This window comes from Stenotrophomonas maltophilia (assembly GCF_047782825.1).
Taxonomy (GTDB): domain Bacteria; phylum Pseudomonadota; class Gammaproteobacteria; order Xanthomonadales; family Xanthomonadaceae; genus Stenotrophomonas.
The window spans coordinates 1,613,117-1,634,114 of record NZ_CP180589.1; the positions used below are offsets into that span (position 1 = coordinate 1,613,117).

Sequence of the window (20,998 nt, forward strand, 5' to 3'; positions counted from 1 at the left end):
GACCGGGGGGCCGCCGGGCATGGCCCGGCGCTGCCGGGGTGCGCGGCGACGTCAACGCGGCCGACGGGCGTCGATTGGTAGCGCCGGGCCATGCCCGGCGGAAAGCATCACCGTGCGGCGACCGGCGGGGCCTCCTGCCAGCCCAGGCCCAGGCTCTTCTGCAGGGCCACATAGCGCACCAGCAGCTGCAGACGCGCCTGGGCGGCGGCATCCTGGGCCTGCAGGCGCTGGCGCTGCACGTCCAGCAGGTCGATCTGCGAGGTGGCTCCGGCCTGCCGGCGCTGCTGCATCAGCGCCAGCGAGCGGTCCGTCGAGGCCTCGGCGCGCAGGCTGGCCTGCAGCTGCTGGCGGGCGGCACCGAACCGGGCCAGCGCCGTGTTGGCATCCTGCAGCGCAGCCAGCACCGTGCCCTCGTAGGCCGCCAGCCGCGCCTCGTTGCCCGCCCGGGCCTGCGCAACGCGCGCCTTGTTCACCCCGAAATCAAACAACGACCAGCGCAGGAACGGGGCGACGATGGTCGCTGCCGAATCCGGCCCGAGGTCTGAAATCGAGGTGGCACCGGCACCGATGCTGCCCAGCAGGGTCACCTGTGGAAAGTAGGCCGAGATCGCCTGGCCGATCTGCGCCGAGGAGGCCGCCAGCTCGCGCTCGGCCTTGCGCACATCCGGCCGGCGCTGGATCAGCGCGCCTGCATCATCTACCGGCACGCTGGCCGGCAGCGCCGGCAACGGCTGGTCGGCGGCCAACCGCGCGTCCAGCGCACCGGGCTCGCGGCCGACCATCAGCGCCAGCACGTCACGCGCCTCGTCCGCCTGTGCCTGCAGGGGCGGCAGAGCGGTCTGCTGCTGCTCACGCTGGGCCTGCGCGCGTTCGACCTGCAGGTCCGAATCGGCACCGCGCTCGCGGCGTTGTCGGGTCAGCTGAAGGCTGTCATCGGCGGCGCGCAGATTGACCTCGGCCAGGGCGATGCGTTCGCGGCTGCTGCGGTAGCCCAGGTAGACCTGCGCCAGCTCGGCCGCCAGCTGCACCTGCGCATCGGCCAGCGCCGCGGCATTGGCCTCGGCTTCGGCGGCCGCCTGCTCGGCCGCGCGACGGCGGCGGCCGAACAGGTCCAGTTCCCAGCTCGCATCAAAGCCGGCCACGTACAGCTCGGTGTCCAGGTCGATGTCCGCGAACTGCTGGCGGAGCTGCGCCGCCTCCTGCGGGCGGCCATTGGCCTCGGCCACCCCGGCGATGTTCTCGCCGAGGCCACGCACGCTGTTTTCCAGGGAATCAGGCGCGTTGACGTTCGCATAGCCCGCTGCCGCTCCCACGCTGGGCAGCTGTTCGGCGCGCCGCTGGCGCTGCAGCGCGCGCGAGGCCAGCAGCTTGGCCTGGGCGGCACGCAGGTTGGGGCTGTTGCGCAGCGCCTCGTCCACCAGCTGGTCCAGCAGCGGATCATTCAGCGCGCGCCACCACTGGCTGGGCGGCGTGGCCGGCTGCACGTCGGCCTGCGCGGCACGCGGCAGCCGTGCCTGCGCGGTGGCGCCGCTGGCCACCTCCGGCTTCACGTAATCCGGGCCCAGCATGCAGCCGGCCAGCAGCAGCGGCAGGGTGGCCGGCCACAGACGGTGCGGGCGAAGGGAGGTGGTGAGGGTCGTCAAAGTCATCAATGCATCGCCAATGGAACGCCCTTGGGCAGGGGCTTGAGCAGGAACACCAGCGGCAGGGTCGCCACCACGATCAGGCCGAAGATCCAGAACAGGTCGTTGTAGGCCATCACCATCGCCTGCATCTGCACCGTCTGCGCCAACACCGCCATCGCCTGCGTGGCATCACCGAGCTGCTGGCCATAGGCATGCAGCGCGTCCTGGGCGATGGCCGAATTTGCGGTGACGCTGCTGCCGATCGCATCGATGTGCAGGGTGGCGCGGCGTTCCTGGAAGGTGGAGATGATCGCCAGGCCGATCGAGCCGCCAAGGTTGCGCGCGGCGTTGAAGAGACCCGAGGCATCACTGGTGTATTCGCGCGGCACCGAGGTGATCGCCGCCTGGTTCAGCGCCATCATCGCCAGCGCCAGGCCGCAGCCCTGCAGCAGCTGGCCGATGACGAAATGCGGGCCGATGCTGTCCGGCGTCAGCCCCAGGTTGACGAAGCAGGCGGCGGCGAAGCACAGCATGCCGCCGAACACCATGATGCGCACATCCACCGTTTCCAGCATCTTCGGCATCAACGGCATCAGCAGGATGGTGGGCAGGCCTGCCAGCAGCAGCACGTAGCCGGCCTGCTCGGTGTTGTAGCCGGCGATGATCGCCAGGAACTGCGGAATCATGTACATGACCCCGAACAGGATCATGCCCACCGCCATCACCATCACGAACACCGCGCCGAAACTGCGCTGGAACAGGATGTTCAGGCGGATGACCGGCGCCTTGCTGGTGAACTGCGAAAGCGCGAGCAGGGCGAACCCCAGCAGCGAAACGAGGCTGAGCACCACGATCATCGTCGATTCGAACCAGCGCTCGCGCTGACCGTCTTCCAGCACCACCGTGAGCGCGGACAAGCCGGCAGTCATGCCGATGATGCCCAGCCAATCGGCACGCAGCAGCCCGCCCCAGTTCGATTTCTCATGCGGCAGGCCGAGCAGCAGCAGGGCAACCAGGCCCGCACAGATCGGCACGTTGATGAAGAACGCGTAGTGCCAGCTGACGTTCTCGGTCAGCCAGCCGCCCAGCAGCGGGCCGATCACCGGGCCGAGGATGACGGTCATGCCGAACAGCGCGGTGCCCAGCGGCTGCTGCTTCGGCGGCAGGCGTGTGCCGACGATGGTCAGCGCGGTGGGGATCAGCGCACCGCCGGCAAAGCCCTGCCCTACCCGGCCGGCGATCATCATCGGCAACGAATCGGCCAGGCCACACATCACCGAGAACGCGGTGAACAGCGTGGCGCAGATCAGCAGGAAGGTGCGCAGGCCCAGCGTGCGCACGAACCAGCCGGTCAACGGAATCATCACGATTTCCGAGACCAGGAAGGCGGTGGAGATCCAGGTGCCTTCGGTACCGCTGGCGCCGACCTCGCCCTGGATGGTGGGCAGCGCCGCATTGACGATGGAGATGTCCAACGTGGCCATGAACGAGCCGATGGTGCCGGCCGCCACGGCCAGCCACGCGCCGGCATCGGCCTTGCCTTCGGCGGCGGGCGCTGCGGGGGCGGTGGTGGCGTTCATCGCGCCGGTGTGGCCATCGCCTCGGCCTCGTCCCGGGTGCGCTCGCGAGCATCCTTGGCATTGCGCGTATCGACGGTCACTTCCACAGACATGCCCGGCACCAGCACCTTGCGCGCCTCGGCTCCGGCATCGACACGGATGCGTACCGGCACGCGCTGCACGACTTTGGTGAAGTTGCCGGTGGCGTTCTGCGGCGGCAGCAGCGCGAACTGCGAGCCGGTGCCGGGCGAGATGCTTTCCACGGTGCCATGCAGGGTGGTGTTCGGCAGCGCATCGACCTTGATTTCGGCCGGTTGCCCGGCGCGCATCAGGCCTACCTGGGTTTCCTTGAAGTTGGCGCTGAGGTACAGCGAGGCGACCGGCACGATGGTCATGGTGCGGGTACCGGCAGCGACGAACTGGCCGACCTGCACGGTCTTGTTGCCGACGCGGCCATCGATGCGCGCGCGCAGCTCGGTGTCCTCGAAGGCGACGCGGGCCTGCGCGGCATCGGCCTGGGCCTGCTTCAGGCCGGCCTGGGCCTGTTCCAGCTGTGCCTGGCTGGCCTCGATCTGGCTCTGCGCGCCCTGGATCTGTGCCTTGGCCGCGTCGTACTGGGCCTGGGCGCGTTCGACGTCGTGGCGCAGGCTTTCCACATGCTCGTGGGTGTCGGCGCCACTGGCGGCAAGTGGGGTGAAGCGGGCCAGCTCGGCCTTGCCGAAACGCAGCGAAGCGGTGGCGGCGGTGAGCTGGGTGCGTGCCTGCAGCAGGCTGGACTGCTGGCCCTGCACGCCGGCGGCGGCGGCAGCGATGTCGGCTTCGCGCACGGCAATGACCGCCTCGGCCTGGTCCAGGGTGGCGCGGTAGGTGCGCGGGTCGATGCGCAGCAGCGGTTCGCCGGCCTCGACCCATTGATTGTCCTGCACCAGCACTTCGGTGACGTAGCCGTTGATGCGCGGGGCGACGGCCACGGCGTCGGCCTGCAGGTAGGCGTTGTTGGTGTCCTGCAGGTAGCGGCCGACCAGCAGGTGGTAAATGAGCCAGGCGACCAGGGCGATGACCACGCCGGCACCGATGATAGCCAGGGTCCAGCGGACCTTGGGGTTCTTCAGCGGCGAAGGCTTGTCCTCGTGGGTGGAGGGGGCTTCGTCGGTGGGGGCGTCGGTGCGCGGGGGGTGGTCGGTCATTGTCTCGTCGTGGCGGTGGTCGGTGCCATACGGGACGGTAGGGGAAGGGGTGAGGAGGTGAGGTGAAAGCGTTTGTCGCGTGAGCCAGGTGTTCGTTTGTTGCAGCGGGTGGGGCCGAGGGCTGAGGCAGGACACGCCGTAAACCCGTCCATGGGGGCTCGTAGGCGCCATCCATGGCGCCTGCGGTCCTGCCTCAGCCCTCGGCCCCACCCGCTGCCCCACCGTTCCGTGCTCACGGACAGGAGGTCAACGGCAGAGCAGAAGCAAAAAAAAACGGAGGCCGTTGGCCTCCGTTTTTCTGCCTGGTGGAGGCCGACCGTTGGTCGGCCCTCACTTACTTGCCGGTCTTCACCTCGGTCCACAGCCGGGTGTAGAGCTTGTCTGTCTCCGGCGTGTTGATCGAATAGGTGAACATCTTCTCGGCCACATCGGCCGGCGGGTAGATGGTCGGATCGGTACGGATCGCTTCGTCCACCAGCGGGGTCGCGGTCGGCACCGGGTTGGCGTAGTGGATGAAGTTGGTGTTGGCCGCGGCGACCTTCGGTTCCAGCAGGTAGTTGATGAATTTGTAGGCCGCTTCCGGGTGCTTGGCGTCCTTCGGGATGGCCAGCATGTCGAACCACTGCGGCGCACCTTCCTTCGGGATGGAATAGGCCACGTGCACGCCGTTGCTGGCTTCCTCGGCGCGGTCGCGGGCCTGGATGATGTCACCCGACCAGCCCACCACCAGGCAGGTACCGCCGTTGGCCAGCGAACCCACGTACTGCGAGGAGTGGAAGTTCTGCACGTACGGGCGGATCGACTTCAGCAGGTCGGCGGCCTTCTGCAGTTCGGCCGGGTCGCCGCTGTGCGGGTCCAGGCCCAGGTAGTGCAGCGCGATCGGGATCATGTCCGCCGGCGTGTCCAGGATGGTCACGCCGCAGTCCTTCATCTTGCTGATGTTTTCCGGCTTGAACACCAGGTCCCAGCTGCTGGCGATATCGGCGCTGCCGCCGAAGCGCTCCTTCAGCATGTCCACGTTGTAGCCGATGCCGGTGGTGCCGATCATGTACGGCACGCCGTACTTGTTGTCCGGATCCTGGGTGGCGATGCGCTTCATCACCGACGGGTCCAGGTTGGCCAGGTTCGGAATCCTGCTCTTGTCCAGCGGCAGGAACACGCCGGCCTGGATCTGGCGGCCGAAGAAGTTCAGGGTCGGCACCACCACGTCGTAGCCGCTGTTGCCGGCCAGCAGCTTGGTCTCGACCATCTCGTCGCTGTCGAACACATCGTAGGTCACCTTGATCCCGCTCTCCTTCTCGAAGGTGGGGATGGTGTCCTCGGCGATGTAGTCGCTGTAGTTGTAGACGTTCAGGACCTGGCTGTCCTGCGCGCCACCGTTGCCACCGCCACAGGCGGCGAGCATGGCGGAGGCCAGGCCGAGCGTGAGGATACGCAGCTTCATCGGGTGCTCCAGAATGCGGAAAGGGGGAGGCCGGCCGGGCCGGCGACGGGTGCCAGCCTACCCCCCGACGGCTCATTCATCAATTGCGGGCCTTCACACGTTCAACAGCAGGAACTCGCGCTCCCAGGAGCTGATGACGCGGAAGAAGGTCTCGTATTCCTTGCGCTTGACCGAGATGTAGGCCCGGCAGAAGCGCTCGCCCAGCAGGGCCTGCAGCTCGCTGCACTGTTCCAGCCCGTCCAGCGCCTCGCCCAGCGAACGCGGCAGGTTGTAGCCCAGCTCCTTGGCACTGCCGGTCACCGGCGCGTCCGGGGCCAGCCGCTCGCGGATGCCGAGCAGGCCGCAGGCCAGGGTCGCGGCCATCGCCAGGTAGGGGTTGGCGTCGGACCCGGCGAAGCGGCTTTCCACCCGCATGTTTTCCGGTGTATCCAGCGGCACGCGCAGGCCGCAGGTGCGGTTGTCGTAGCCCCAGTGCACGTTGCTGGGCGAGACCTCGCCGAACACCAGGCGGCGGTAGGAATTCACGTTCGGCGCGAAGAAGGCCATCGCCTGCGGCACGTACTTCTGCAGGCCGCCCAGGTAGTGGCCGAACACCGGGCTGAACTCGCCCTCGCCATGGGTCTCGCCGGTGAACACGTTGCTGCCATCGCTCACCCGCACCAGGCTCTGGTGGATGTGCATGGCGCTGCCGGGCTCGTTTTCCATCGGCTTGGCCAGGAAGGTGGCATACACGCCGTGGCGCATCGCCGCCTCGCGCATGGTGCGCTTGAACAGGAACACCTGGTCGGCCAGGTCCATCGCATCGGCGTGGGTGAAGTTGACTTCCAGCTGCGCGGCGCCGGATTCGTGGATGAGCGTATCCACGTCCAGCTTCATCGCATCGGCGTAGTCATACATCAGGTCCAGGATCGGGTCGAATTCGTTGACCGCATCGATCGAATAGGACTGCCGCGCCGTTTCCGGGCGACCCGAACGGCCGGCCGGCGGCAGCAGCGGGAAATCCGGATCGGTGTTCTTCTGCACCAGGAAGAATTCCAGCTCCGGGGCCACCACCGGACGCAGGCCCAGTTCGGCATAGGCGGCCAGCACGCGGCGCAGCACGTTGCGCGGGGCCAGTTCGTGCGGTTCGCCGGTCTTGGTGTAGCAATCGTGGATGACCTGCGCGGTGGCGTCGGCCGCCCACGGCACCATGCGCACCGTATCCGGGTCGGGCCGCAGCATCATGTCCGAGTCCGACGGCGAGGTCAGGTCGTAGTAATCGTCGGGGAACTCACCGGTGACCGTGGTGGCGAAGATGCCTTCGGGCAGGCGCGTGCCGTAGTCGTGCGAGAACTTGTCGGCGGGAATGATCTTGCCGCGCGCGTTGCCGGTGATGTCCGGCACCAGGCATTCAACTTCGGTGATGCGCCGCTCCTTCAGCCAGCGCAGCAGGCTGCTTTCCTGCGGTACGGGGGGCGTGGCCGTCTTGCGCGGGCGCGTTCGGGAACTCATCGGGAATCCAGTCGGTTCTGTTGGTGCTGCCGGCAAGCTTGGCCGAACGCACGGAAAATAGCGTGATAGAACGGCGTATCGATGACACGCCACTCCGGGTGCCACTGTACGCCCAGCACGAAACGGTGGTCGCGGCTGCGGGCCGCTTCGACCAGGCCGTCGTCGGCCTGCGCTTCCAGCTGCAGGCCGGGAGCCAGCCGGGCGATGCCCTGCCCGTGCACGGAATTGACCTCGGCACGGTCGCTGCCCTGCCACTGCGCCAACCAGCCCCCGGTGGCCAGGCGCACCGCATGTGCCGGCCCGTACTGCACCTCCACAGGCGCCTGCGGATCCTCGCGGTGGTCGGCCAGGCCCGGCACCGCGTGCACCTGCGGGTGCAGGCTGCCCCCCAGGGCGACATTCAGTTCCTGGAAGCCGCGACAGATGGCCAGCACCGGAAGATCGCGCGCCAGCGCCGTGTGCAGCAACGCGAAGGCGTTGGCATCGCGCGCCGGATCATGCAGATTGCCCGGCCAGCTGCGGCCGCCCTGGTAGTGCTGCGGTTCGATGTTGCTTACCGCACCGGTCAGCAGCAGGCCATCCAGGCCCTGCAGCCAGTCGTCGGCCGGCAGTGGTGGCTGCAGGCTGGGCAGGACCAGCGGGGTGACATCGGCCGCATCGACCAGCGCGCGCACGTACTTTTCGCCGGCCACCGCGAAACGGTGGTGGCCGAGCACGGTGCTGTCGGTGGGCAGGCCCACCCAGGGCAGGCGGCGCATGGGGAAACTCCTTGGCGTGTGGACACGTTACCCGGCGGTGCGCGCAGGCGGCAAGTCGTCGCCGTCACACCCGCGCTGTCATCCATCGGCGAAACTATGCCGGTGAACAGCGATCGTCCTCCCCCGCTCCGCCCCGTTGCCCTGTGCCCGCGAGGCCCGCAGTGAGCACGGATTTCCCGCCCAGCTGGTACGCCGACAGCCTGCCCGAACCACCGGCGCTGGCGCCGCTGCGTGGCGATGTGCAGGCGGATGTGGCCGTACTCGGCGCCGGCTATACCGGCCTGACTGCGGCCCTGGAACTGGCCCTGCGCGGGTACAGGGTGGTGCTACTGGAAGCCCAGCGCATCGGCTGGGGCGCCTCCGGCCGCAACGGTGGCCAGGCATTGGTTGGCTACGGCTGCGAAGTGGACGTGCTGGAACGCCAGCTGGGGCGTGACGATGCGCGGCACCTGTTCAACTGGTCGCGCGAAGCGGTACAGGCGATGCGCCAGCGCATCGACCGCCACGGCATCGACTGCCATTGGGTGGAGGGTCACGCCAGCGTCGCCATCCGCGAGCGCCACGAGCGCGATCTGCGGGCCGGCTGCGAGCATCTGCAGCGGCACTACGACTACCCCATGCAATGGTGGGACCGCGATGCCCTGCACGCGCAGCTGGACAGCCCGCGCTACCGCGCCGCCATGTTCGACCCGCTCAGTGCCCATCTGCACCCGCTGGCCTACGCACGTGGCCTGGCCGATGCCGCGCGCGCGGTCGGCGTGACCATCCACGAACATTCGCCGGTGACCGCCGTGCAGCGCGGCCCCCGGCCGGCCCTGCACACGGCCCAGGGCAGCGTGAGTGCGGCCCATCTGGTGGTGGCCGGCAATGCGTGGCTGCAGGGCCTGCTGCCCGGGCTGGAGCGGCGGATCATGCCGGTGGGCACCTATATCGGTGCCAGCCAGCCGCTCGGCGCCGAGCGTGCCCGTGGCTTGATACGCAACGACATGGCGGTGGCCGATACGGCCTGGGCACTGGACTACTTCCGCCTCAGCCATGACCACCGCCTGCTGTTCGGCGGCCGCGCCAGCTATTCCTCGCTGCCGCCGCCCGGGCTGCGCGGGGTGATGCAGCGGCGCATGCACCAGGTGTTCCCGCAACTGGCCGACGTGGCGCTGGACCAGGTCTGGGGCGGCTACGTGGATATCACCCGGAACCGCGCCCCGCACTGGGGCCGGCTGGACAGCAACCTGTATTTCGCCCAGGGCTTTTCCGGCCATGGCGTGGCGGCCGCGGGCCTGGCCGGTGAAGTGATCGCTGCCGCGATCGATGGCCAGAGCGCACGCCTGGATGTGTTCCAGCGCCTGCGGCATGCGCCCTTCCCGGGGGGGCGGCTGCTGCGCACGCCACTGCTGGTGGCCGCGATGTCCTGGTACAAACTGCGCGATGCACTGTGGTGATGGGTGCGGCAGGGCCGGAAACTGTGAAACGCGTCGCCTGCAGATATTCCTGTGATGGTTTTCCCACTTTCCCATGCAGACACTGCGGCGATTGCATAATCAAACGCATGCCGATACCGTCCAGATAAACCGCGTCCCGCGGACGAATGGATGCTGACAGGGAAGGTATTGTGAAGGGGATGTGCGATTGAACTGGTGGAATGAAGGTCTGCAGCTGAAGTTGCGCATCCATCCGGCAGGACTCGCGCTGGCCGCGCTGTACGCCCTTGCCTGCTGGGCCACCCGGCAGGTATCCCTTGACCAGTTCTATCTGCCGGCCGGCGTGCGTGTGGCAGCGGTACTGCTGTGCCCGCCGCGGTTCTGGCCTTATCTGCTGCTGGGCGAATATGCCTATTTCGCGCAGATGCGCCTGCCGATGATCGAACGGTACGGATTGACCTGGGTCATCCTTGCATCCTTGTTCCAGATGCCCATCGTCATGATGATCGTGCACCTTCACCGCCGGATGATTTCCGCGGCGAAGAATGCCTGGCTGATTTCTGTTGCGACCTCGGCGGCGGTGCTGATAACGCTGCTGAACCTGCTGCTGGCGCAGTCGCTGTGGCCGACGCCGCCGGAATTCCCGTTGATGACCGGTATCGTCCGCCTGGTCGTGGGTGATTTCATCGGCATTCTGACACTGGCACCGCTTGCCCTGCTCTGGGCGCGCCGGAAGGCAGAGCCGATGCCCGGAAAATGGGCGTTCGCACAGATTCTCGGTGCACTGGCACTGATGGTGGTATTCGGTGTGTCCGCCGCGCAGCTGCCGCCGGAAGCAGCCACGGGCAAATTCTCCCTTCAGCTGCTGATGGCACTGCCCGCGATTCTTCTCACCTGCGTGCACGGGTGGAAAGGTGCAGCCGTCGGCGTGCCCACCCTGAACATGATCATCGGCCTGACGACCCCAAGCGCGCACTTGGGATCCTTCGACCCCGGATCGTTCTTCACCCAGCAGATCATGGCGCTTACCGGCGCCGCGCTGCTCGTGCTGGGCTCGCGCATCACGCACTACTACCACCGCTCCAGGCTGCGCGAAGTGGGTGAACGGAATGCCATCCGGCTTGCCCGCAGCTCCCATGTGGCCAGCGAGCTGGATCTGCGCGAACGTGCGCTGCACTTGAGGAAGCTGGGCGATGGCATCGACCACTCGCTCAACGAAGTGATCAACTGGCTGATGGCGCAGGGCCACCAGGCAATCGCGGAAAGCCTGATCCACATGGCGTCGGTGCATTCACGGAAATTCCGCGAACAGACCAGCATGGTCTACCCCGCGGCGGTTGAACATCTCGGGCTGTATGTCGCGCTACGGGCCGGCGGCGTACGCGAAGCCTGGGAAAAGACCGCGCGCATCGCCTGTCCTTCCCTGCTGGGCGACCCGTGCCAGCTCAGCGTCGGCCTGCAGCTGGCAGCCTATCGAACCCTGATCGACGCGGTGACGCTGCTGCTGCAGAGCGAACGTGGCCAGATCCATGTTCGGGCGCGTTGCGGAAAAGTCGGCTCGCACCGCGGAATCGTGATGACGGTTGCGCTGCTGGATCCGCAGCAGCAGCTGTCATCGGCAACACGGAATGCGGCAACCGAGCGGCTGGCTGGACGGGCACTGGCCTACGGCGGCTCACTGAAATGCAGGCACAACCGCATCAGGCTGTCCATGCGGGAGACCGGCAGCGTCGCATCGCTGGACGCGCTTTCGCCCAGAGCCACGGACAACCTCTCCGGCTTCGAGGCGGGCACCACACACGCCTGAGCCCCTGTGCGACGGCCGGAGCGGCAATAAAAAATGCGCAAGCCGCGGTGCGGCTTGCGCATCAGATCCCGTACAACGGGTTGCGTTCAACCTGGCCTCAGGGCGCCTCGATCGACCAGATGTCGCCGCCGGTGCCGCGGTAGCGGACCAGTACCACGTCCTGCGCCCGATAGACTTCAGAACGGACGGCATCGGCCGGAACGGCGATCCGCTGGCCCGGAAGCGACACGCGCGCGGCGGTCCTGCCGGCCGGCAATGCGAAATAGGCCCCACCCGCGTTGCCGACGATCAACTGCACCTGGCCGGTCAGATCGTTCACCTGCAGATAGATGACACCATCGCGCTGGAAACCATAAACCTGCCAGTTCGGATCTGCGCTGAGATCGGCTGCGACCGGACTGGTCTCACCCAGACCAGCTGTGGACACCGCAGCCTGGGCCAATGGCTTGCCATGATAATCACCCGGCCCGCCCGCGAATGCCGGACCTGCCACGAGTACCGCTGCACCGGTTGCAACACCAATAATGGATAACTGCACAATGACCTCCTGGTCGGGGTGAGAGTCAACAACCTCGCAGCGATAGTAGCGCCTTCCCGACAGCAGCACGTGATACGCCGGTGTTCCGGACGATTTAGTCCTGCACACAGGTTCGGCGTCACCGCATGCCACATTCGATTGCACCCATTCCGGTCTGTCGCTAGTGTCCATCCGACGGCCATCCATCAATGGCCTGGAGCAGCGGAGGCTCGTGTTTGGACCGATTCAAGCAGGCCATTGAACTCAGCATCCGGATCCGCCCTGCCGGGCTGGCGTTGGCAGCGCTCTATGCGCTCGGCTGCCTGATCTCGCGCCAGTTCTCGCTGGACCAGTTCTTCCTGCCGGCGGGCATCCGCGTGGCAGCGCTGCTGATCGTGCCCACCCGCCTGTGGCCCTATCTGCTGCTGGGCGAGTACCTGTACTTCGCGACGCTGCGCATCCCCATGATCGGTGCCTATGGCCTGGGCTGGGTCATCCTGGCCTCGACGCTGCTGATGCCGATGGCGATGCTGGTGGTCTACCTGCATCGATTGAAAATGCCGTCCGAGGCCGCCACCGGTCTCTGGCTGCTGTCCCTCTCCGTCTGCACGGCGCTGCTGGTTTCGGGTCTCAACCTGGGCCTTTCGTTTGCCCTGTGGTCGAACCCGCCGCCGAGCAACCTGCTGGATGCGGTGGACAGGACCCTCTTTGGTCACTTCGCCGCCATCATCACCCTGGTGCCCTTGGCGTTCCTGTGGGACCGGCGCCACGCCGGACCCGGCTGGAACCCGCGTTCTGCCGCGCCCACGGCTGCAGCACTCCTGCTGATGCTGATGCTGGGGCTCGGCATGCAGCTGACCGGCGGCAGCGCCCATACCACCCGCACACATCTGGTGCTGCTGGCAGCCCTGCCCGCCATCGCCCTCACCTTCATGCATGGCTGGCGCGGTGCCGCCATCGCGATCCCGCTGCTGAACCTGCCGCTGCACGCCGCCACGCCCAGTACCGGCCTGCCCTCGTCCTTCGACCTGGGCACCTTTGCCACCCAGCAGAACATGGCGGTGATGAGTGTCGCCCTGCTCGCACTGGGCTCCAGCATCAGCTACCACCACCAGCGCGCCCGCTCGCGCGGCCTGGCAGAGCAAACCACGTTGCGCCTGGCACGCAGTTCGCATCAGACCAGCGAACGGGAACTGCGCGAGCGGGCCATCCACCTCAGGCACCTCGGCGAGGGCATGGACAGCTCGCTCAGCGAAATGGTCAACTGGCTGAAGTCGCAGGGCCACCATGCGGTCGCACACAGCCTGCAGCATGCCTCGTCCGTGCATTCGCGGCTGTTCCGCGAGCAGGCCAGCCTGGTCTATCCCACCGGACTGGAACAGGTCGGGCTCTATGTCGCCTTGCAGGGCGGCGGCGCGTACGGGGTCTGGAGCAATACCCATCGGGTCGATCAACCGCGCCTGACCGGTAACCCCTGCACACTGAACGTGGACCTGCAGCTGGCGATCTACCGCACCCTGATCGAGGCGGTGTCGCTGCTGCTGGAACTGGAAGGCGGCCAGATCTGCGTGAGGGCGCGCTGCGGCGCCACCGGCAGCCGCCGTGGCATCGTCGCGGTCGTCGCCCTGCTGGACCGCGGCTGTGCGTTGTCCACGCATACGCGCCAACAGGCCATCGAGCGCCTGGGCGGACGGATGCAGGCGTTCGGCGGCGCAGTCCACTGCCGCGGCAACCGGCTGCGCCTGGTGCTGCACGAATCCAATGCCGGCATCCCGCCGCGGGCAGCAGCGCCGGCCTGACCCACCCGCAGCATGCCGGTCACGCTTCACGGCTAAAGTTACCGACGAAACAGCCGCTATCGGTGCCAAGACCTCCCACGTGAGCCACCGCACCATGCCCGTCCTGCCTCAGGTCGTAGTAGATGGCGACCTGGCCGATCCTCTGCCGCAGCGGATCCTGCTGGTGGAAAATTCCCGTGCGTTCACCGGCATGCTGCGCGAGGCAATCGAGCAGCGGCTGGAGCTGCCCGTCGTGGTCGCCTCCACCCTGGCCGAGGCCGGGCGCCTGCTGAGTGATGAAGGCGGCTGGTTCCTGGTGCTGACCGGCCTGGTGCTGGCCGACGGCGACCGCGATGCGGTGGTGGAGTTCTTCCTCAAGCGCGACCTGCCCACCGTGGTGGTCAGCAGCGTCTACGATGAAGACCTGCGCAAGCGTGTGCTGCAGCAGCAGATCATCGATTACGTGCTGAAGAACACCCCCGGCAGCATCGACTACCTGGTGTGGCTGGTACAGCGGCTGGAGCGCAACCGGCGCATCGCCGCGCTGGTGGTGGATGATTCCCCATCGGCGCGCGGCTATGCCGCCGCGCTGCTGCGCATGTATGGCCACGAGGTGTTCGAGGCGGCCGACGGCAACGAAGGGCTGGCCGCGATCGAAGCACACCCGGCCATCCGCCTGGCGGTGGTGGACCAGGAAATGCCGGGCATGCAGGGCGTGGAGTTCACCCGCCGCCTGCGCACCCTGCGCTCGCGCGACAAGGTGGCGGTGATCGGCATTTCCGGCAACACCGATGCCTCGCTGATTCCACGCTTCCTGAAGAACGGGGCCAACGACTTCCTGCGCAAGCCATTCTCGCGCGAGGAATTCTTCTGCCGCGTGTCGCAGAACGTGGACCAGCTGGAACTGATCGGCACCCTGCAGGACCTGGCCACCCGCGATTTCCTCACTGGCCTGCCCAACCGCCGCTGCTTCCTGGAACAGAGCCAGCGCCAGCTGCCGCAGCTGCAGCTGCATGGGCAGTGCGTGGCGGTGGCGATGATCGACATCGACCACTTCAAGCACATCAATGACACCCATGGCCACGAGGCCGGTGACGATGCGCTGCGCGCGGTGGCCCGTGCAGTGGGCGACCACGCACGCAGCCAGGACCTGATCGCGCGCTTCGGCGGCGAGGAGTTCTGCCTGCTGGTACCGGACATGGAACAGGACGAAGCGCTGCTCTACTTCGAGCAGCTGCGCCAGCGCATCGCCGCGCTGGAAGTGGACATCGGCACCGCCATCCTGCGCATGACCGTCAGCATCGGCCTGTGCTGCCTGCACCCGCAGCGCGATGCGCTGCACCGGCTGATTTCCGAGGCCGACCGCCAGCTCTACCTGGCCAAGGCCGCCGGTCGCAACCGGGTCAGCTGCACCACCATGGACAGCCCCGTGCGGCCACGCGAAGCGGCCATGGCCGCCGCGCTTTGATCCAGATCAACGCCGCCTGAGCGCGGCGGACCTACAGTCGGCCCCGACATAGGCATGAAGGGACGCCGGGATGGCACTACTGGTCTGGCAGGACGATCTGAACATCGGCATCGATGTGATCGACCAGCAACATCGACGCATCGTGGACATGCTCAACCACCTGCACGTGGCCCAGGCCGGGCTGCAGACCGCCTTGGTGGCCGAGGTGATCGACGAAGTGGTGGACTACACCATGTCCCACTTTGCCTTCGAAGAAGAACTGATGGAGGAAGCCGGCTATCCGTTCTGCGCCGCGCACAAGCGCGTGCATGAGATCTTCATCAAGCGCGTGGCCGAGTACCGCCTGCGCTTCCAGGCCGGCGAGGACATCACCGACGAACTGCGCACGATGCTCTCGCGCTGGCTGTTCAACCACATCCGTGGCGATGACCAGGCCTACGCCGCGCAGGTCAAGGCGCACCTGAACCAGTTCGCCCGCGAACACCAGAGCGGTGGCTGGCTGGGCCGCACGCTCAAGCGCTTCTTCGGCTGAGCTGCGCGCGCCGCTGCAGGGCCAACAGCGCACACAGGGTGGCCACTGCGGTCAGGCACAGGTAGTAGCCCACCGCGACCAGGCCGAAGCGCTCGGCCAGCCAGGTGGCCAGGTACGGCGCGGGCGCCGCGCCCAGGATGCCGGCCAGGTTGAACGACAGCGACGCGCCGGTATAGCGCACTTCCACCGGATAGATCTCGGCCAGGAAGGTACCGCACGGGCCGTAGGTCAAGCCCATCAGGAACAGGCCCAGGCACAGGAAGGTCAACACCAGCCACGGGCTGTTCGGCTGGAACAGCGGTGCGAACAGCACGCCGAAGCCGAGGATCAGCAGGCTGGCGAACACCATCGTGCGGCGCGTGCCCCAGCGGTCGCCATAACGCGCCGACAGCGGGATGCCCGCCGCGAAGAACAGCATCGCGCCCATCTGCATCAGCAGGAACTGCTCGCGGCTGTAGCCCAGCACCGACGTGCCGTGGCCCAGGCTGAACACCGTCATCAGGTAGAACAGCACGAAGGTGGCGAACGCCCCCAGCGTGCCCAGCAGCATCGGCACCGGGTGGTCGCGCAGCACGGTCCACATCGGCAGGCGCACCGGCGCCTTGCGCTCCAGCGCCTTCTGGAAATCGGGTGTCTCGTGGATGTTCAAGCGCACCCACAGGCCCAGCCCCACCAGCAGCGCGCTGGCCACGAACGGAATGCGCCAGCCCCATTGCAGGAAGTCCTGCTGGCCCAGGCAGCGGCCCAGCAGCAGGAAGATGCCGGCAGACATCAGGAAGCCCAGCGGCGCACCCAACTGCGGGAACATGCCATACCAGGCGCGCTTGCCCGGGGGCGCGTTCTCGGTGGCCAGCAGCACCGCCCCACCCCATTCGCCGCCCAGCCCCAGGCCCTGGCCGAAGCGGCACAGCGCCAGCAGTGCCGGCGCCCACAGGCCGATCTGGGCATGCGTGGGCAGCAGGCCGATGGCCACCGTGGACAGGCCCATGGTCAGCAGCGCCGCCACCAGCGTGGCCTTGCGGCCGATGCGGTCGCCGAAGTGGCCGAACACCGCCGACCCCACCGGGCGCGCGATGAAGGCCACCGCGAAGGTCGCCAGTGATTGCAGCAGGGCCGCCTTGTCGCTGCTTTCCGGGAAGAACAGGTGCGGGAACACCAGCACCGCCGCCGTGGCGTAGATGTAGAAATCGAAGAATTCGATGGTCGTGCCGATCAGGCTCGCCAGCAGGACACGGCGGGGAGAATTCACGGGTGGTGCGGCAGCAGTGATCGTCGACATCGGCAGTGCGTGGAAGGTGGACCGCCCGATTCTGCCACGCGTGGACGGCCGCACGGGGCGATGGTTTCAGCCGACACCGATGCCAACGGAATTTTTCCGGGCGCCCGTTACGCTGCGCCACCGGTTCCTGCATGGATGCTTCGCCGATGGCCCCTGCGGTTGCGTTGCGCTGGTCCGATTCCCCGCTGCCGCAGCGCGCGACAGCGTGGCTGCTGGTGCTGCTGCTGCATGCAGTGCTGGGGTGGTGGCTGTGGCAGGCGGGCCGTCTGGCGCCCGTGGGCAGCGAGGCGGCGCGCATCACCCTGCGCTGGCTGCCCGCTGCACCTGCGCCGGAGCCGCAGGCCATCGTGGCCCCTGCCCTGCCACCGGCAGCGCAGATCCAGGCACAGCCCATCGGCCGCCCTGTGGTGGCTACGCCGCCGTTGAGCGTGACGGAGGCCGAAAACGACAATCAGACGACGCCGGCGCCGCTTGTGCTGGGTCTGCCGGCCGGCAGCATCGAGGGTGGCGACGGCATCACCGCAGCGGGCATCGCGCCGAAGCTGATCGGGCGCCGCGACGTGCATCCGGCGTTCGCACCGCGGCGCAACTACTTCCGCATCCGCCGGCAGATGACCCCCGAACAGATCGTGCACGGCGTGGCGCAGCTGCTGGGACTGTGGCCGCCGGGGTACATCGTCGATCCCTGCGAGCTGGGCAAGCAGGACATGGGCTACTTCCAGGGCGCAGTGGAGGAAATGGACCGTGAAGCGCTGCGACAGGCAGTGCAGGTGGTGAGTGCACGTTGCCGGTAGCGTCGAGCCTGCGGGACTTTGCTCCCTGTAGAGTCGAGCCATGCTCGACTTCCGCTTCTGTAGCGTCGAGCCATGCTCGACTTCCGCTTCTGTAGAGTCGAGCCATGCTCGACTGCTTTTCGCGAAGAGCAGCCGAGCATGGCTCGGCTCTACAGAAGAGCGAAGAGCTGCCGGGCATGGCTCGGCTCTACAGAAGAGCGAAGAGCTGCCGCGCATGGCTCGGCTCTACAGAAGAGCGAAGAGCAGCCGAGCATGGCTCGGCTCTACAGAAGAGCGAAGAGCAGCCGAGCATGGCTCGTCTCTACAACTGGATCCACGTCGCCTTCAGCTCGCTGTACTTGTCGAACGCGTGCAGCGATTTGTCACGACCGTTGCCCGACTGCTTGTAGCCTCCGAACGGTGCGGTCATGTCGCCGCCATCCCAGCCATTGACCCATACACTGCCCGCGCGCAGCTGCCGCGCCACGCGATGGGCGCGACCCAGGTCGCGGGTCCATAGCCCCGCCGCCAGCCCATAACGGCTGTCGTTGGCCAGGCGCACGGCCTCGGCTTCATCATCGAACCCCAGCACCGCCAGCACCGGCCCGAAGACTTCCTCGCGCGCCAGCGCCTGCTCCGGCCGCACCTGGTCGAACACCGTCGGCTGCACGTAGCAGCCACCGGCTTCCACCTGCGCACGTTGTCCACCCAGCAGCAGCCGCGCGCCGTCAGCTTCGGCGCGGGCGATATCACCCAGCACCTTGTCCACGTGTGCCGCGTCGACCAGCGCGCCCATCGGCGCATCAGCATCCAGCGGGTGGCGTGGCTGCATGTGCCGCCCATGGGCGATCACCTGGTGCACGAAGTCATCGCGGATCGAACGCTGCACCAGCAGCCGCGAGCCTGCCGTGCAGACTTCGCCCTGGTTGAAGAAGATGCCCTGCGCCACGCCCTTGGCAGCGGCATCCAGATCCGGTGCGTCGGCAAACACCAGATGCGGACTCTTGCCGCCACACTCCAGCCAGACCCGCTTGAGGTTGGAGCGACCGGCATACTGCAGCAGCTTCGCGCCGGTGGCGGTGGAACCGGTGAACGCCAGCACATCCACGTCCATGTGCAACGCCAGCGGCTCGCCTACCTGCACGCCCTGCCCCGGCAGTACGTTCAACACACCGTCCGGCAGGCCCGCCTCGGCCGCCAGCGCAGCCAGGCGCAGCGCAGTCAACGGCGAGCGCTCCGATGGCTTGAGCACCACCGAATTGCCCATCGCCAGTGCCGGCGCGATCTTCCAGCAGGCCATCAGCAGCGGGAAATTCCACGGCACGATGGCCGCCACCACACCCGCCGGCTCACGGCTGACCAGGCCCAGCTCGTGCGGACCGGTCGGCGCCACCTCGCCGTACAGCTTGTCCACCGCTTCGGCCGTCCAGGCCAGGCAGCGCACCACGCCAGGCAAGTCGACGCGCCGGGCATCGCGCACCGGCTTGCCCATGTCCAGGGTTTCCAGCAAGGCCAGTTCGTCGGCATGTTTTTCCACCAGCGCGGCCAACGCCAGCAGCACGCGCTTGCGATGGGCCGGGCTGGCCTGCGACCAGTGCCCGGCATCGAAGGCGCGCCGCGCGGCCTGCACCGCACGGTCCACGTCCTGCGCATCGCAGTCGGCCACCCGGCCCAGCACACGCCCGTCGATGGGGCTGATGCAGTCGAAGCGCGCGCCGCTGGCGGCGTCCACGTAGCGGCCATCGATGAAGGCCTGGCCGGGAAGGGCCAGCTGGCCTGCCAGCGCCTGCCAGTGGGTGCGGTCGGGAGAATCAGCCATGTCCGGCTCCATGCAACGGTGGACCCGGTTATACCGCCATGGCTGTGATGCGACCGTCCTGCGCCGGGCACAGCCGACGCTACCGCCGCGATGACACGGCTGCGCTACAGTCCATGCAACGGACCCGACGGAGGCGGCATGAAGAACCCCGCGATCGACCCGCATGAGCTGGCTACCCAGCGCCCCGACTCACTGGAGGCGTACTGGATGCCGTTCACCGCCAACCGCCAGTACAAGGGCGCCCCGCGCATGCTGGTGCGCGCCGACGGCATGCACTACGAAGATGTGGACGGGCGCAGCATCCTCGACGGCACCGCCGGCCTGTGGTGCTGCAACGCCGGCCATGCGCGGCCGCGCATCGTCCAGGCCATCGCCGAACAGGCGGCCACCCTGGACTATTCACCGGCCTTCCAGATGGGCTCGCCGCCGGCCTTCGCGCTGGCGCAGCGGCTGGCCGCGCTGGCACCGGCCGGCCTGAACCATGTGTTCTTCACCAGCTCCGGTTCCGAAGCGGTCGATACGGCGATGAAGATCGTGCTGGCCTACCACCGCCTGCGTGGCGAGGGCCAACGCACCCGCTTCATCAGCCGCGAGAAGGCCTATCACGGCGTGGGCTTCGGCGGCATGGCGCTGGGCGGGCTGCCCAACAACCGCCGGCAGTTCGGCCTGCAACTGGGCGGCGTGGACTACCTGCGCCACACCCTGGACCTGGAGCGCAACGCGTTCAGCAAAGGCCTGCCCCGGCAGGGCGCCGAGCGGGCCGACGACCTGGAACGCCTGATCGCCCTGCACGATGCCTCGACGATCGCCGCGGTGTTCGTCGAGCCGGTGGCCGGCTCGGCCGGCGTGATCCTGCCCGCCCCCGGCTACCTGCAGCGGCTGCGCGAGATCTGCGACCAGCACGGCATCCTGCTGGTGTTCGACGAAGTCATCACCGGCTTTGGCCGGGTCGGCATGCCGTTCGCCGCGCAGCGTTTCGGGGTCACCCCGGATCTGTTGACCTTCGCCAAGGGCGTCAGCAACGGCGCGGTGCCGCTGGGCGGGGTGCTGGTAGGCGATGCGGTGCATGCCAGCTTCATGCAGGGCCCGGCGCAGGCCATTGAACTGTTCCATGGCTATACCTATTCGGGCCACCCGCTGGCGTGTGCGGCCGCCCTGGCCACGCTGGACGTCCATGCCGAGGAGCGCCTGTTCGAGCGCGCCATCGAGCTGGGCGAGTACTGGCAGGAACGCCTGCATGCCCTGCAGGGGCTGCCCAACGTGATCGACATCCGCAATTTCGGCCTGGTCGGTGCGGTCGAGCTGGCGCCGCGCCGCGATGCCGCCGGCGCCCGCGGCTACGAGGTCTACCGGCGCTGCTTCCACGATGGGCGCCTGCTGGTGCGCTGCACCGGCGACATCATCGCCCTGTCGCCGCCGCTGATCGTGGACAAGGCCCAGATCGACCAGATCACCGGCACCCTGGGCGAGATGATCCGGGCCACCGCCTGAGCCCGGACCGGCGGCGGCGAGCAGGTACAATGGGCGGTTCCGCTCCCTGCTC

The 20,998-nt window shown here is 67.7% G+C and carries 16 protein-coding genes; 7 read left to right on the forward strand and 9 right to left on the reverse strand.

Annotation, left to right across the window (positions count from 1 at the left end):
* Nucleotides 1–107: 107 nt before the first annotated feature.
* The 6 genes from ACM2ZB_RS07530 to ACM2ZB_RS07555 form a co-directional block, all read right to left on the reverse strand.
* On the reverse strand, nucleotides 108–1,568 hold the full coding sequence (locus ACM2ZB_RS07530) for an efflux transporter outer membrane subunit (RefSeq protein WP_416058525.1): 1,461 nt from the start codon (nucleotides 1,566–1,568) through the stop codon (nucleotides 108–110).
* Between the two features lie 80 nt (nucleotides 1,569–1,648).
* A complete protein-coding gene (locus ACM2ZB_RS07535) occupies nucleotides 1,649–3,205 on the reverse strand; it encodes a DHA2 family efflux MFS transporter permease subunit (RefSeq protein WP_416058015.1) in 1,557 nt (518 codons plus the stop codon).
* A complete protein-coding gene (locus ACM2ZB_RS07540; RefSeq protein ID WP_416058016.1) occupies nucleotides 3,202–4,371 on the reverse strand; it encodes an HlyD family secretion protein in 1,170 nt (389 codons plus the stop codon). The genes ACM2ZB_RS07535 and ACM2ZB_RS07540 overlap by 4 nt, the downstream gene beginning before the upstream one ends.
* 334 nt (nucleotides 4,372–4,705) lie before the next feature.
* Nucleotides 4,706–5,815: a polyamine ABC transporter substrate-binding protein gene (locus ACM2ZB_RS07545; RefSeq protein WP_313438609.1), complete on the reverse strand. Its 1,110-nt coding sequence runs from the start codon at nucleotides 5,813–5,815 to the stop codon at nucleotides 4,706–4,708.
* A gap of 93 nt (nucleotides 5,816–5,908) precedes the next feature.
* Nucleotides 5,909–7,306, reverse strand: coding sequence for a glutamine synthetase family protein (locus tag ACM2ZB_RS07550; RefSeq protein ID WP_313438612.1), 1,398 nt, complete (start codon nucleotides 7,304–7,306; stop codon nucleotides 5,909–5,911).
* On the reverse strand, nucleotides 7,303–8,064 hold the full coding sequence (locus tag ACM2ZB_RS07555; protein ID WP_416058017.1) for a gamma-glutamyl-gamma-aminobutyrate hydrolase family protein: 762 nt from the start codon (nucleotides 8,062–8,064) through the stop codon (nucleotides 7,303–7,305). The genes ACM2ZB_RS07550 and ACM2ZB_RS07555 overlap by 4 nt, the downstream gene beginning before the upstream one ends.
* Nucleotides 8,065–8,225: 161 nt before the next feature.
* Between ACM2ZB_RS07555 and ACM2ZB_RS07560 the strand changes: the two genes are divergently transcribed.
* Both ACM2ZB_RS07560 and ACM2ZB_RS07565 read left to right on the forward strand, forming a co-directional pair.
* On the forward strand, nucleotides 8,226–9,503 hold the full coding sequence (locus ACM2ZB_RS07560; RefSeq protein WP_416058018.1) for an NAD(P)/FAD-dependent oxidoreductase: 1,278 nt from the start codon (nucleotides 8,226–8,228) through the stop codon (nucleotides 9,501–9,503).
* Nucleotides 9,504–9,684: 181 nt separating this feature from the next.
* Nucleotides 9,685–11,289 carry an MASE1 domain-containing protein gene (locus ACM2ZB_RS07565; RefSeq protein ID WP_416058019.1) on the forward strand — a complete coding sequence of 535 codons (1,605 nt, stop codon included), beginning with the start codon at nucleotides 9,685–9,687 and terminating at the stop codon, nucleotides 11,287–11,289.
* 97 nt (nucleotides 11,290–11,386) lie between these two features.
* Here ACM2ZB_RS07565 and ACM2ZB_RS07570 read toward each other — a convergent pair whose 3' ends face one another.
* Nucleotides 11,387–11,896 carry a hypothetical protein gene (locus ACM2ZB_RS07570; protein ID WP_313438622.1) on the reverse strand — a complete coding sequence of 170 codons (510 nt, stop codon included), beginning with the start codon at nucleotides 11,894–11,896 and terminating at the stop codon, nucleotides 11,387–11,389.
* 146 nt (nucleotides 11,897–12,042) lie between these two features.
* Here ACM2ZB_RS07570 and ACM2ZB_RS07575 point away from each other — a divergent pair, with 146 nt between their 5' ends.
* The 3 genes from ACM2ZB_RS07575 to ACM2ZB_RS07585 all read left to right on the forward strand — a co-directional run bounded on the left by ACM2ZB_RS07575 (nucleotide 12,043) and on the right by ACM2ZB_RS07585 (nucleotide 15,584).
* Nucleotides 12,043–13,605: an MASE1 domain-containing protein gene (locus ACM2ZB_RS07575; RefSeq protein WP_416058020.1), complete on the forward strand. Its 1,563-nt coding sequence runs from the start codon at nucleotides 12,043–12,045 to the stop codon at nucleotides 13,603–13,605.
* A 94-nt stretch (nucleotides 13,606–13,699) separates the two neighbouring features.
* The gene (locus tag ACM2ZB_RS07580; RefSeq protein WP_416058021.1) at nucleotides 13,700–15,052 is read left to right on the forward strand and encodes a diguanylate cyclase; all 1,353 of its coding nucleotides are present in this window, start codon (nucleotides 13,700–13,702) and stop codon (nucleotides 15,050–15,052) included.
* Between the two features lie 70 nt (nucleotides 15,053–15,122).
* Entirely contained in the window at nucleotides 15,123–15,584 is a 462-nt protein-coding gene (locus tag ACM2ZB_RS07585; protein ID WP_416058022.1) for a bacteriohemerythrin, read from the forward strand.
* On the opposite strand, the gene ACM2ZB_RS07590 is transcribed toward ACM2ZB_RS07585, so the two are convergent.
* Complete coding sequence (locus tag ACM2ZB_RS07590) at nucleotides 15,565–16,863, reverse strand: MFS transporter (RefSeq protein ID WP_416058023.1); 1,299 nt, start codon at nucleotides 16,861–16,863, stop codon at nucleotides 15,565–15,567. The two genes, ACM2ZB_RS07585 and ACM2ZB_RS07590, sit on opposite strands and share 20 nt — an antisense overlap.
* A 146-nt stretch (nucleotides 16,864–17,009) precedes the next feature.
* Here ACM2ZB_RS07590 and ACM2ZB_RS07595 point away from each other — a divergent pair, with 146 nt between their 5' ends.
* On the forward strand, nucleotides 17,010–17,657 hold the full coding sequence (locus ACM2ZB_RS07595; protein WP_416058024.1) for a hypothetical protein: 648 nt from the start codon (nucleotides 17,010–17,012) through the stop codon (nucleotides 17,655–17,657).
* A gap of 301 nt (nucleotides 17,658–17,958) precedes the next feature.
* Here ACM2ZB_RS07595 and ACM2ZB_RS07600 read toward each other — a convergent pair whose 3' ends face one another.
* A complete protein-coding gene (locus tag ACM2ZB_RS07600) occupies nucleotides 17,959–19,455 on the reverse strand; it encodes an aldehyde dehydrogenase (protein ID WP_416058025.1) in 1,497 nt (498 codons plus the stop codon).
* Nucleotides 19,456–19,593: 138 nt separating this feature from the next.
* Here ACM2ZB_RS07600 and ACM2ZB_RS07605 point away from each other — a divergent pair, with 138 nt between their 5' ends.
* Nucleotides 19,594–20,946 carry an aspartate aminotransferase family protein gene (locus ACM2ZB_RS07605; RefSeq protein WP_416058026.1) on the forward strand — a complete coding sequence of 451 codons (1,353 nt, stop codon included), beginning with the start codon at nucleotides 19,594–19,596 and terminating at the stop codon, nucleotides 20,944–20,946.
* Nucleotides 20,947–20,998 lie beyond the last annotated feature (52 nt).